Source organism: Rhodoluna miladensis (SeqCode) (assembly GCF_965234705.1).
Classification (GTDB): Bacteria; Actinomycetota; Actinomycetes; order Actinomycetales; family Microbacteriaceae; genus Rhodoluna; species Rhodoluna miladensis.
Genome location: NZ_OZ248465.1, coordinates 429,300 through 442,237 on the forward strand (window position 1 = coordinate 429,300; position 12,938 = coordinate 442,237).

Genomic DNA, 12,938 nt, shown 5'->3' on the forward strand with positions numbered 1-12,938 from the left:
GGTTGGCGCTTTCGTGAGAGAATGAGAGATATGAGTCCAAAGCAAAACGGTGCCAGCATCCCAGAGGGTCAAACCTTAGCAACCTTCGCCGATTACAAGCTTGCCGTTTCATACGTTGAGTCCATGATCGAACATGATTTTCCAGCAAGGCTCGTTTCAATCATCGGAACCGATCTAAAGAGCGTTGAATCCATCAAGGGAAAACTCGGCTACGGTCGCGTCGCACTTTCCGGAGCACTAACTGGGTCGTGGCTAGGAATGTTCTTTGGACTAGTGTTTGGCGCAACCGGCACCGGAGCAGAAGCCTTGCTACTGAATAACGTTGCAGCCGGTGTTGTTATTGGAGCTGGAATTGGGATGCTTCTGAATGTCATTCGATTTAGCGTGACGAAAAACCGTCGTGGCTTTATCTCAGGTCAAATGGTGGTTGCCAAAAAATATGAGGTTGTCGTTCCCAGAGAGCAACTTCAGCTTGCCAAAAAGGCAGTTGCGGCAGCAAAGCCTGCCAAGCCAGCTAAAAAATCTAGCTGAATTTTGCCATCCAGGCTTCGATCTCGTCCGGATCTCTAGGCAAAGCGCGCGATAAGTTCTCAACTCCGCTAGCGGTGACAAGTACATCGTCTTCAATGCGGATTCCGATGCCTCGAAATTCCTTTGGCGCGAGCAGATCGTCTTCGTGGAAATAAAGCCCAGGTTCAATTGTGAAAACCATGCCTTCTTTTAGCTCCGCGTCTAGGTACATTTCTTTTCTGGCCTGAGCGCAGTCGTGCACATCGATACCTAGGTGGTGGCTGGTGCCGTGCACCATCCACCTGCGGTGAAACTGCTTGTTCTCATCTAGCGATTCTTCAGCGCTTACAGGAAGAATTCCCCAAGCAGATGTTTTCTGAGCAATAACCTTCATGGCTGCAGCGTGGATCTCGCGGAACTTGATACCAGGCTTGGCAATAGCAAACGCTGCATCGGCCGCCTCTAGAACAGCCAGGTAAATCTCTCTTTGTGCTGAGGTGAATTTGCCAGACACTGGCAAAGTTCTTGTAATGTCCGCCGTGTATAGCGAATCAACTTCCACACCTGCATCAACTAGCACTAGCTCATTTGGCTTTACTTCTCCGTCGTTAGAAATCCAATGCAGCACGCAGGCATTTTTACCAGCGGCAGCAATGGTGTCGTAGCCCAAATCGTTACCTTCTTGTCTAGCCCTAGCAAAAAAGGCAGTTTCGATTACTCGCTCGCCTTTAGGAATTCCTACAGATTTCGTTAGCACCCGCACAATATCTTCAAAACCTGAAACGCTTGCAGCTACGGCAATACGCATTTGTTCAATCTCGTAAGAGTCTTTTACAAGACGAAGCTCAGAGACAAACTGCGCTAGCTCTTGGTTTTCAAGATCTAATTTGTCTGTGCCTTCAAGGTATTTGTCGAGTTCCGCTAAATCTTTCGTTTCGATATCCAGCAGGCTTGCAATCTCTTCAAGGGTTGGTCTAGCTCCAACCCAGAATTCACCAATAGCGGAGTTAGCAAAAAACTCATCGGAGTCTTTGCCAGCGGTGGGCCGAAGAAAAAGGATGTCTTTGTTTTGCTTTGTGTCGATGACAAGAACCGAGTCGGCAACTGTCCTGGAGCCCCAACCGGTGAGATGCGCAAAGGCTGCGTGTGGGCGGTAGCGATACTCAGTGTCGTTAGATCTGGTCTTTGGAGCCCCTGCTTGAATAACCACAAGCTCGCCAGGGAAGGCTTTGGCTACCGCTTGCCTTCTTTTCTTGGCAAAGGGGGCAACTTTATCGGTTGCGATGTTAGTCGCAGCTTTGTCGGCCCAGCCACTAGAGATGTAGTCAAGGAACTCTTTGCTGTGGGGAGTGCGAGATCTAGTTGCACCCTTGTCTGGATTTTCGTCCTGATTCATCCCTCCATTGTGTCATTGCCCGCAGGGAATTTTGTTTTGCGTAGTCTAGGAATAACAAGATAAGGGCAATAACTTATGGTCAAGATCGACCTACACACCCACTCAACCCGCTCCGACGGGCTTGATAGCCCAACCGACTTGATGATCAATGCCAAAAAAGCTGGCCTGGATGTAATTGCCCTAACCGATCACGACACTGTTTCGGGATGGGATGAAGCCCGAGGCAAGGCATTTGAGTTAGGGCTTGGATTTGTTCCTGGAATTGAAGTCACCTCTGTATCCGACATTGAGCGATTTGGAAGAACTATTCGCATCTCGGTTCACCTTCTGGCATACCTGCCGGATCCAGATCACAAGGCTTTAGAAATTGTCCTTGGCGACACAGTTGCAACCCGTGAAGCAAGAGGTCGAGCGATAGTTGAAAAACTAGCCGAGCAGATTCCAATTACTTGGGACATGGTTTTAGATCACTTGGATAAAGGTGCGACTATTGGTCGCCCCGCCATCGCGGACACTCTGGTGACCATGGGGTTAGTGGCAGATAGAAGTTCGGCCTTTGACTATTACCTTTCTACCGACGGGCCCTTCTACGTTTCACACTCCACCGTTTCAACCCTTGAGGCAATTGGTCTAATCAGGCAGGCCGGGGGAGTTCCAGTCATTGCACACCCATTGAAAGGTGTTGGTCCTGACACCGATCCAGAAGATTTGCCGGTTGATCACTTCGAGGAAATGATTGCCACCGGTTTGCAAGGCGTTGAGGTTTACCACCGCGACGTTCCAGAAACAGCCAGAAAGTGGCTGCACGAACTAGCCGCTAAGCACGATCTGATAATTACTGGCTCTAGCGATTACCACGGTGTGTCAGGAAAGCCGAACCAGCTCGGCGAGAACACAACTTCTCAGGAGATGCTGGATCGAATTGTTTCGCTTGGAACCGGAACTAAAGCTTCGCTTTAGCTTTGTCCTCCGCGAGTGCGGTTTCTAGTTGTTGAGCTTCTAGGCGGACGCGGTTCTGATTTAGTTTCTGACCTGGAAGCTTGCTTGCTGTCCTTGGAATCAGTTTTTGGCCTTGCTGATCCACTTCGTGGAGCAGAGCGCTTTTGACCAGGTCTCTGACCTCCGCGGTCACCTGATGGCTTAGCTCCTTCGACTCTTGTTGAAGCCTTAATTCTTCCCTTGGTTCCAGCTGGAATGCTCAGGTCAGCAAAGAGATGTTCAGAGCTTGAGTAAGTTTCCATCGGATCGGGCTGACCGAAGGAAAGCTCTTTGTCGATGTGTGTCCAGCGAGCTAAATCTTCCCAGTCCACGAATGTGACGGCGGTACCCAATCTTCCGGCGCGGCCAGTTCTACCAACGCGGTGAAGGTAAGCCTTCTCGTCTTCTGGAACTGAGTAGTTGATTACGTGGGTCACATCATCAACGTCGATGCCTCGAGCTGCAACTTCGGTTGCCACCAAGATGTCTTTTTTGCCAGTTCTAAAAGCAATCATGGATTTTTCGCGGGCTTCTTGAGACATGTCTCCGTGCAGGGCACTTGCGTTAAAGCCGCGGTCAATTAGCTCATCGGCTAACTTGGCAGCTTGGCGCTTGGTCCGGCAGAAAATTACGGTCTTGCCGCGGCCTTCGGCCTGCAGGATGCGGCCGACAACTTCGTCTTTGTCTAGTGAATGTGCGCGGTAAACAAACTGCTTGATGTCGGCTTTGGTCAGTCCTTCGTCCGGATCGTTGACTCGGATGTGTACGGGCTTGTTTTGGTACTTCCTAGCCAAAGAAACAATGGCCCCTGGCATAGTTGCCGAGAACAGCATGGTCTGGCGATTTTCCGGTGTGTAGGCAAAGAGTCTTTCAACATCAGGTAAGAATCCAAGATCTAGCATTTCATCGGCTTCGTCGAGCACCATGAACTGAATGTTTGTTAGATCTAGCTTTTTCTGCTTGGAAAGATCAATAAGTCGTCCTGGGGTACCAACAATGATTTGCGCTCCGGCGTCAATCTCGGCAACTTGTCCTTCGTACGCTTTACCACCATAGATGGCAGCAACTGTTGTTGAGCGATTACTGCATGCAAGCTTTAGATCTTCTGCTACTTGGATGGCTAGTTCTCGAGTTGGAACAACTACCAGTGCTTTTGCACCGTGTGATGGATCTTTACCCAAGCTCTGAATAAGAGGTAGACCAAAGCCGAGAGTTTTTCCGGTTCCAGTTTTTGCCTGACCGATGATGTCTTGTCCGGTTAGGGCAAGCGGGATGGCCTGCTCCTGGATTGGAAATGGGCTGGTAATTCCTCGGGCCTCTAGGGCCTCGGTTATATCGCTGTCGATACCTAGATCTTTGAAAGTCAAAATGCTCCTATATATGCTCTTCCTACTCTACTTGCCCCCTGCTAAAGCCCTATATGCTTGAAGGATGTTCGAGTGGCTGAAGGCATTTCGCAAAAAGGTTGGAAAGCTCGTTTTACCTGATCGAGAAGAGCGAACAAGTCGCAACCAGGGCAAGGTAAATCTCAAGCCATACACTCCAGAACCTAAGGTTTACCTAGGTCAATTGGCTTATCTGTTGCTTTCAAACTTTGAAATTCTCACCAATGAGCTCAAGTATTCGCCAACCACTCAATACAAAGCGGAGCTATCAGAAGCAGCGGCCAAGAGTTTTGAAAAATACCGCACGATTTCCAAAAAGCTAGTTGGTCTGGGCTTTGATGTGACCGATTCGATGGATCCTTTCACCGAGCGCGTTGACACTTTCCATTCCAGAACTGCCGGCATTGACTGGTACGAGTCGGTAATCAAGATCTACCTGGTTTCAGGATTGCTGGATGATTTCTATGGACGCCTTGCGGCTGGCCTAAACAAAGAATTGCGCGAAGCGGTCGAGAAGGCTCTATCCGATAAGACCTTTGAGAAATTCGCCAAGAAAGTCCTGGTTGAAGGCATGGCCGGAAACCCACAACTTGAATCCCGCCTAGCGCTTTGGGGAAGACGCCTGATGGGCGATGTTCTTTTAGAGGTTAGAGCGGCGTTTGATAACCGCAAGCTTGCTGGAATTGATAAAACTTCTAAGTTGACCCTTGATCAGGAGCGAAAGGTAAATCTAGAGTCTTACTCAAAGATTGAGCCGCTAGTGACCGAAATGATTGCAGCCCACTCGCTTCGAATGGATGCGGTCGGACTTACCGCGTAGCAGCTAGAGCTTGCTCGTCTGTCTTCTTGCGCTGGTTATCTAGCGCCTTTGCTCCAAAGAACATAGCTACCGGCATACCCAACATCACGATCGACCAGATCCAGCCGTCGGTATAACTAAAGCCAAGCCAGGTCAGCAAAATCCAAAGAACCGATCCGGTTGCTAGACCAATTACAGGCGGGACCAAAGAGCCATAGCGATCAGATCCGATCTGAACGTAAGGGGCAACTAGGCCAAGAATTGAAGCGTAAAAAACAATAAATAGAAATTCCATTAGGCGATGAACCCAACCCTTCTTGCTTCCTCTGCGCCGATCTCTAGGTAGGCAAGTGCTTCGGTTGGAACCAAAAAGACGTTACCTTTTGAGTCGGTTAGGTTGATCAGCTTTGAGTTGGACTCGATTGCCTCAGCAACCTTTTTCTCAACTGCCGCTGCTGACTCCGATGTGTCGAAACTTAGCTCGCGAGCTGAGTGCTTGATACCGATTCTGATGTCCATGACCAACCTTTCTGCTACTAGATTACGGCCATTTCAGAAGCCTTCGAACCAGCTGTCAGAGGGCTTTAGTATCTTGGGTAAATGACCGACCTGCAATTTGTGCTCAAGACACGCTTTGACTCGGTCAACACTCTTGAGCTGGCCCCACTTCAGCAAAAGGTGCGGGATCTTTCAGCCTCGGCAATTGTCCCAGTCTTTGGCTCTCCAGGATCTGGCAAGACCACAGCGTTAGTGGCTCGCTTCCTGCAACTTGTTGCAGCCGGTTGCTCGCCTGACGACCTTGCAGTTATTGCTGCAACCCGTGAATCGGCAAACACTCTTCGCGATCAATTAGCGCTGGAGTATCAAGGCGCTAGCGCTGGCCCGCTTGCCAAAACTCTTACCAGCCTTGCCTTCTCGATCCTTGCTGCCAAAGCCAAACGCGAAGGCAAGAAAGCCCCAGTGCTAGTTAGCGGTAGCGAACAGGACCAACTGCTCAAAGAAGTTCTGGCAGAAATCGATTCCAGCGCCTGGCCCAAGAATCTCGATTCCACCGTTCGATCCCTGACTGGATTTCGAACTGAGCTTAGAGATCTATTCGCGGCTTGCTTGGAGCACGGTATTTCACCCAATCAACTAGCAGAGCTCGGAAAAGCCCAGGGCTTAAACCAGTGGATTGCTTCGGCTAAGTGCTACGAAGGCTATTTGGACAAACTAAACAAAAGTGATCGAGCTCGCTACGACGCGGCGTCTTTGCTTCGAACAGCAGCGAACCAGCTCGAATCTGAAGATGAATTTCCTTTGGAAATAACAAACCTGAAAGCAATCTTGGTTGACGACGCTCAGGAGCTAACCCCGGCTGCTTCTGAGCTTTTGTTTCAGCTCACACGTTTAGGAGCTGGAATAACTCTGATTGGTGACCCGGATGTTGCAACTCTTGGATTTAGAGTTGCGAACCCGAAGGCCATGATGCAGTTGGCTGAGCGGATTGCGGCGCGAGTGAATCAAAAAGTAGAGCCGATATTTCTTGAGCCCACCCACGCCATTCGTCGTCCCGAGATTTCTGCTGCGCTATCGAAGATCAGCTCCTTCATTGATGTTGCCCGCGCTGGGCGTCAGAGAAAAGGACTTAATCCGCCTTCTGATGTTGACACTTCCGGGGAAGGTCTGCAGGTTCGAGTATTCCGCTCCGAAAGCGAGGAGCTTTCCTTTGTTGCCGGAGAGCTTCGTCGAAGACACCTATTTGATGAAGTGCCCTGGTCAAAGATGGCGGTTGTTGCAAGAAGTCGACCGGCACTTGAAAAACTCGCTCTTGCACTAAGCGCGGAGTCAGTACCCGTGCAGGTTATTGGCTCTTCGAACTCGCTTCGCGATGATCACTCTTCAGGACAGCTGCTCAGACTTGCTCGGGTTAGTTTGAGCGATGTACCAGTAGTACTTGATCAAGCAGTTGAGATTCTTACCTCTGAGCTTGGAGGTTTGGACCAGCTTGGAATTTTGCGCCTCAAGCGTTCGCTTAGAAAGCAAGTGGAAGAGTTTGAGGGCTCATCCGATCAGCTGTTAGTTGAAGCCTTTGATAATCCAAATACTCTGTCTTTAGTTCGAAGCCCAGAGGCACGAAAAGCGGAAAAGATTGTTCGCCTTCTGCAGTCCACTAAAGACTTGGCTGCAATTGCGGGAACCACAGCTGAGGCAGTGCTTTGGAATTTGGTTTCTGAAACCGGAGTGCTAAATCGTTGGGTTGTCTTATCTCGCGGGGTATCCGAGGTAGCAATTCAGGCGGGAAAGAATCTGGACTCCATTCTTTCGCTGTTTGGTGCAGCAGCCAGATTCGCAGAGCGAAACCCCACTGCTAGCGCAATCGAATTTATTGAAGATCAGTTAGAAAGGGAAATTCCCGAAGATTCGCTGGCACTAAACAATCGATCCGGTGAGCAGGTGCTACTTCTTACTCCATCGGCACTTATCGGAAAGCGCTTTGACACTGTGGTGATTCCAGGTCTTAGTGAAGGCGTTTGGCCAAACCTGAAACCCCGCTCGTCTTTGCTTGGAGCAAATGTACTGGACGCCTTGGTTGCAGGGGAGATAACCCAGGCACGTGAGCTAAAACGTTCGGAGCTTCCAGGAGAACTTCGGATGCTAAACAAAGCTGTCGGAGCTTGTGGTCAGCGACTAATAATGAGCGCGACCGAAAAGGAAGAAGAACAGCTTTCGCAGTTTCTTCCACTAGTTCACGGCAGCTACCCGCCAACCGAATCTAAGTCCTCAAAGACCTACACACTTCGATCAATTGTTGGCGAGCTGCGTAGAGATCTTGCCTCAACCAAGAGCGCCAATCCAGAACAAGCCGCTCTTGGTCTTGCGCGATTAGCAGCAGCTGGAGTTCCAGGTGCATCGCCTAGAAGTTGGTATGGACTACTTCCGGTTTCAACAATCGAGCCACTGACCGATCTAGACAACGAAAAGCTACAGATTCGACCATCGCAGCTGGATAATTTCTTGACCTGTCCACTGCACTGGTTCATCGAAACCCACGGGGGATCTGCCGGTTCGTTCCAAGCCTCGCTCGGTTCATTGATTCACGAGGTGTTAGAAGTTTCCGAGTCATCTGATCTTGCCGAGCTTGAAAAGCTAAAGGTTTCCCGGTGGAACTCTCTTGAATTCGAAGCGGACTGGCTAGAGCAGTTAGGTAAGCGTCAAGCTGCGCGCATGCTTTCTAATCTTGCCGATTACCTAAAGCAGTTCGAATCTGATGGCGGAAGTGTCTTAGCGAAGGAGCAGAACTTCAACTTCGAGCTTGGCAACATCCAGGTCAGGGGACAAGTTGACCGCATAGAGCAGCTTGCCGACGGCAACGTTGTGATTGTTGATCTAAAAACTGGCAAGGTTGCTGCAACCGCTGCCGAGACATTAGTAAACCCACAACTTGCCTTGTATCAGATGGCGGTTCTGGAAGGTGGATTCCAAGAACTTGAATCAATTAGCCCGGAGCAGCTAGCGGGAGCGAAGCTACTAATTGTTGGTGGTGCTAAGTTCCAGGAGCGCAACCAACCGGTCATGGACAATCAAGAATCGGCCAGATTCAAAAAGCTATTGCTTGACTCCTCAGAGGGAATGTCTCGGTCGGTCTTCGTTGCTCAGCTTTCCAACCACTGCGAATCTGAGCGCTCTTACGGCTCGTGCTCGCTGCACCTAACTCCGGCGGTGAGCTATGTCGGCTAAATACTCAGCGGCAGAAATTTTCAAGGTAATCAAGGATTTTGAATTAGCTGCAGAGAAAATCGACGCTATTGAAAATGCTCCACTTGATTCACCTGCTCTAGTAGTTGCCGGTGCAGGAAGCGGAAAGACGGAACTATTGGCCGTGAGGGTGCTTTGGTTAGTGGCCAATGGATTTGCACGTCCCGAGCAAATTCTTGGACTTACCTTCACTAGAAAAGCGGCCACTGAGTTATCCAAGAGAATCTTCGAAGCGCTGCTTAAACTTCGTGAGACTAGCTACTGGCCTGAAGAACTGGAGTATGAATTCGTTGCTCCAAACATTTCCACCTACAACGCGTTTTCGAACCAGATCTTTAGGGATAACTGTTTATCGCTGGGCTACGAGAGCGAATCAACGCTATTGAGTGAAGCTGCAGCTTTTCAGCTGGCTCGAGAGGTGTGCGTTAGGTACGGCTCCGATGTTTCGGGAAGCCTTAGTGATCTTGAGCTAAATCTGGACACCATAGTTCAAAAAGTGCTGGAGCTTTCCCAAGCCCTGAGCGACAACGGCTCTGACGCAGAACAGGTAAGAGATGTCATTGAAACAACCGCCAATCAAATCGGCCAGCTGCCGAAAAAAGCTGGCCAGGACGTCGACTCGCGCTTTGCATACATCGAAGAACTAGTTGAGGGCCTAAAGCCAACACCGTTGATTGCTGAACTTGCGGAAAGATTCCAGCAGGAGAAAAAGCGCCGGTCCTTAGTTGACTACTCCGATCAAGTTGCCCTGGCATACAAGGCCGTTTCTGAAAATGCTGATGCAGCGATGCTGATCAGGGAAAGCTACACGGCCGTCTTGCTTGATGAGTATCAGGACACTTCCGTACTGCAAACCAAACTACTGTCGACGCTGTTTGGTAACAGTTCCGTTTTTGCAGTGGGAGATCCAAATCAGTCAATCTATGGCTGGCGTGGAGCAAGCGCATCAAACCTGGATCACTTCGGTCTTGATTTTGGAAGCGTTAGGCACTTCTCGCTACAAACCAGTTGGCGGAACCCAATCAAGGTTCTAGAGATGGCAAACCGCATTTCCCTTCCGTTGCAAGAACCTGCAAGTTTTGAAGGTAGGTCCGCAACTGCTGAACACGTGCTTCCCGTGAAGCTCGTTGCCAAGCCTGATGCCATTCAAGGAATTACAGATTTTGCCTTTGAACAAACCATCGAGGACGAGGCAACTACTGTTGCCAGTTGGTTGAAGCCTGCGGTTGTCGCGGGGAAGAAGTGTGCAGTATTGATGCGCAAGAGATCTTCAATGGCGCTGTTTGTTGAAAAGCTGCAATCTCAGGGAATCGAAGTAGAGGTTGTAGGTCTTGGGGGACTACTCGAATTACCTGAGATCGTTGATCTGATTTGTGCTCTCAAGGTGGTTCAGCGAGCTGATTCGGGCAGTGAGCTAATACGACTACTTACTGGAGCCAGGTGGCGCATCGGAATCAAGGATATCGACCGGCTCTTTGTTATGGCTAGAAAACTCTCTGGACCTAGGCAAGAAGGCGTCTTCCGCGAAGAAATCACGATAGTTGAAGCACTTGATTTGGTTCTCAATCCAAAACTTGAATTGCTCAAAGAGTTCTCAGACGAATCACTTAGCCGTTTACAAGAAGCAGCAACGCTGTTTCAGAACCTGCGTTCGGCAACAGCCTTACCTTTGACTGATTTTGTGAGGCTTTGTGCCGAGGAGCATTGGTTGGATATTGAGCTTCGAGCAAACCCTAAGCTTGCCAACCCGTTGGCTCAGCTGCAGTCTTTCTATGAAATTGTCGCTGGATTCGGTTCTGGTTCGGCGAGTGCTCTGCTGGGTCAGTTCTTGAATTGGTTGGAGTATGCAACCAAGAAGGAACGTTTTGAAATTCCAAGGGTGACCCCAGGGGCTGGAGTAGTTCAGGTACTTACGGTTCATGCAGCCAAGGGGCTCGAGTGGGATTTTGTTGCCATTCCAAACCTGGTCGAGGACGATTTTCCATCCAAGCCAAGATCAACTGCGGCATGGCTATCAGGTGCTGAGCTACCTTATCCACTGCGCGGGGATGCTGCTTCGCTTCCAGCATTCAAATTTGAGAGTGCAACTATCCAGACTGAAATCAAAGCCGCCACCGATCAGTTCAAGGCCGATAACAAAGAACACCAGCTGCGAGAAGAATTCCGGTTGATCTATGTGGCGATAACTAGAACGAGAGAAGCACTGCTTCTATCTGGCTCTTATTGGAAGCCAGCAAACGCAGGATCAAGAAAACCATCTCGCTTCATGACTGAGTTAGCCCAAGGTGTTTACCAGTTCCCAGATCTTGTATCTGCGGAAAATCCACTTGATCTATCACCTCGAGAAAAGATCTGGCCGCTAGAACCAATTGGTGAGACCCACGCGAAAGTGGTTGCCGACTCTGCTTCGCAAGTTGAGCAAGCCACCGAAAGGCTTTCACGTATCAACGCCGAAGATCTAAGCACTTCAACGATTCACCAAGAAATTGACTTGCTGCTCAAAGAGCAGGATGACCGGTTGCAAAGACTAAGCAAAGTTGATCTTCCAGTTCGAATTCCAGCGTCTAAGTTCAAGGAATTCATTAGCGATCTGCCTAGCCAGGCGGCTAAGCATCAAAGGCCGGTTCCAACCGAGCCTTATCGCGCCACCAAGATGGGAACCGCATTCCACTCGTGGGTTGAGGATTTCATAATCTCTGAGGTTGACGACGCTCCTGCTGAAATCAGTCAGCTCACCGAAATCTTCAAGAACTCAAGGTTTCACGGACAGAGCCCAGTAGATGTTGAGATTGAGATTAATCTCACGCGTGGTCAAAACACATTTGTCTGCAAGTTAGATGCGGTTTTCCAAATCGGGGACCGGTTCGAAATTGTTGATTGGAAAACTGGTTCTGCACCAAAGGATAAGCAAACCGAGCAGCAGATGATTCTTCAGCTGGCGCTGTACCGATTCGCCTATTCAGAACTCAAGCAAATCCCCATCGAGCAAATTGATGTCTGCTTCTACTTCGTCGGGGACAACATCGAACTTCGGCCAGAGAAAGTTCCTGGGCCTGAACAGCTATTGAAGATGTGGGAGGAGCTGTTTGTTTAGAAAAGCTCGTCGTTCTTGACCGCCGGTGCGGCAGGCTCAGAAGATAATTTGGCTAGGGCAATTGAAGTTGCTAGCGGCGCTGCGTGAAGACGCTCTGCTTTGCCGGTTTCGACTTCTTCAGTAAGAACCAAAAGCATGCCCACGGCATCTTCGATGACTTCTTGGTTTCCGGTTGAGTAACCGTGCAGTAGCCATCTAGCTAGCTCTAGTTCGCTGTATAGAAGTGCGCGAGGCCAAATGTTGCTGTCGGATCCAGGTCTTGCTTCGAAGTAGCGAGCGATTAGGTTTCGAGAAAGCTCAGGGACTGCCCCTCCGAGAATCCATGACAGATCTTCTGCCGGGTCGGCGATACGAAGACCAGACCAGTGAAGTACTCCAGATACTTTTCCGTCGAGCTCCAAAACGCTCTGGCCATTTAGGCTGCCGTGAATAACAGTTGGCTGGTAGCGGAACAAGCTGGTGTCTTCCAGGGCCTGTTCCCAGCGGTTGAGCAGAATCGGTGGAACTTTTCCGGTTTGAGCTGCACGGTCTAGTTCAGAAACTCGGTACTTCAGGTTTGATGCTGGGTCAAGTTCTGGGAAGCCAGCATTCTGGACAAGCTCAACAGGAAGTTTGTGAATTGCGGCGATTGAAGTTGCGATGCTGAGGGTTAGTTCAGCAAGTGGCTCCACGCGACTAATTTCAATTGGGTTTCCGTATACGAAGTTAAACACCATGGCGCGAGCACCCTCGGAGTCCTGAGTGTCACCAACTAGTTCACTTAGTTCAAAAGGCAGGTTTAGGCGAATAACTGGAGTGAAAGTTTTGATAGCTCGAATCTCGGATTCTAGTTCGGTTCCGGCGCTGGCACTGTTAGCCATACGAACTACGAAGTGCTCTCCGCTTTTGGCTGTTAGCAGGGCAGCGTCGAAAGCACCCGAAGATCCGCCATCAAGGTTCTTCACCTGGGCGAAGTCAAACTGGGGAACGGCGTCCTTCGCTAGGGCCGCTAAAATCAAGGGAGATCTAGCCATGTTTTTAAGGTTAGACAATCTTGCC

Annotated in this window: 10 protein-coding genes; 5 read left to right on the plus strand and 5 right to left on the minus strand. The window is 49.8% G+C overall.

The genetic code is table 11. The features are described from left to right. Positions 1-30: 30 nt before the first annotated feature. A complete protein-coding gene (locus AC8GDC_RS02160) occupies positions 31-531 on the plus strand; it encodes a YflT domain-containing protein (protein ID WP_506558250.1) in 501 nt (166 codons plus the stop codon). Here AC8GDC_RS02160 and AC8GDC_RS02165 read toward each other — a convergent pair. Next, complete coding sequence (locus AC8GDC_RS02165) at positions 524-1,906, minus strand: aminopeptidase P family protein (protein ID WP_506558251.1); 1,383 nt, start codon at positions 1,904-1,906, stop codon at positions 524-526. The genes AC8GDC_RS02160 and AC8GDC_RS02165 overlap by 8 nt on opposite strands. A gap of 75 nt (positions 1,907-1,981) precedes the next feature. Between AC8GDC_RS02165 and AC8GDC_RS02170 the strand changes: the two genes are divergently transcribed. Further along, complete coding sequence (locus AC8GDC_RS02170; RefSeq protein ID WP_506558252.1) at positions 1,982-2,866, plus strand: PHP domain-containing protein; 885 nt, start codon at positions 1,982-1,984, stop codon at positions 2,864-2,866. Here the strand turns inward: AC8GDC_RS02170 and AC8GDC_RS02175 are convergent. Next, positions 2,863-4,251: a DEAD/DEAH box helicase gene (locus tag AC8GDC_RS02175; protein ID WP_506558253.1), complete on the minus strand. Its 1,389-nt coding sequence runs from the start codon at positions 4,249-4,251 to the stop codon at positions 2,863-2,865. The two genes, AC8GDC_RS02170 and AC8GDC_RS02175, sit on opposite strands and share 4 nt — an antisense overlap. A 64-nt stretch (positions 4,252-4,315) precedes the next feature. On the opposite strand from AC8GDC_RS02175, the gene AC8GDC_RS02180 reads away from it, so the two are divergent. Then, a complete protein-coding gene (locus tag AC8GDC_RS02180) occupies positions 4,316-5,089 on the plus strand; it encodes a ferritin-like fold-containing protein (protein ID WP_506558254.1) in 774 nt (257 codons plus the stop codon). Here AC8GDC_RS02180 and AC8GDC_RS02185 read toward each other — a convergent pair. Then, complete coding sequence (locus tag AC8GDC_RS02185) at positions 5,079-5,363, minus strand: hypothetical protein (protein WP_506558255.1); 285 nt, start codon at positions 5,361-5,363, stop codon at positions 5,079-5,081. The genes AC8GDC_RS02180 and AC8GDC_RS02185 overlap by 11 nt on opposite strands. Continuing rightward, the gene (locus tag AC8GDC_RS02190; protein WP_506558256.1) at positions 5,363-5,587 is read right to left on the minus strand and encodes a DUF3107 domain-containing protein; all 225 of its coding nucleotides are present in this window, start codon (positions 5,585-5,587) and stop codon (positions 5,363-5,365) included. The genes AC8GDC_RS02185 and AC8GDC_RS02190 overlap by 1 nt, the downstream gene beginning before the upstream one ends. An 81-nt stretch (positions 5,588-5,668) precedes the next feature. Here AC8GDC_RS02190 and AC8GDC_RS02195 point away from each other — a divergent pair, with 81 nt between their 5' ends. Beyond that, the gene (locus AC8GDC_RS02195; protein WP_506558257.1) at positions 5,669-8,788 is read left to right on the plus strand and encodes a UvrD-helicase domain-containing protein; all 3,120 of its coding nucleotides are present in this window, start codon (positions 5,669-5,671) and stop codon (positions 8,786-8,788) included. Next, positions 8,778-11,900, plus strand: coding sequence for an ATP-dependent helicase (locus AC8GDC_RS02200; protein WP_506558258.1), 3,123 nt, complete (start codon positions 8,778-8,780; stop codon positions 11,898-11,900). The genes AC8GDC_RS02195 and AC8GDC_RS02200 overlap by 11 nt, the downstream gene beginning before the upstream one ends. On the opposite strand, the gene AC8GDC_RS02205 is transcribed toward AC8GDC_RS02200, so the two are convergent. Beyond that, entirely contained in the window at positions 11,897-12,913 is a 1,017-nt protein-coding gene (locus AC8GDC_RS02205) for a phosphotransferase (protein ID WP_506558259.1), read from the minus strand. The two genes, AC8GDC_RS02200 and AC8GDC_RS02205, sit on opposite strands and share 4 nt — an antisense overlap. Positions 12,914-12,938 lie beyond the last annotated feature (25 nt).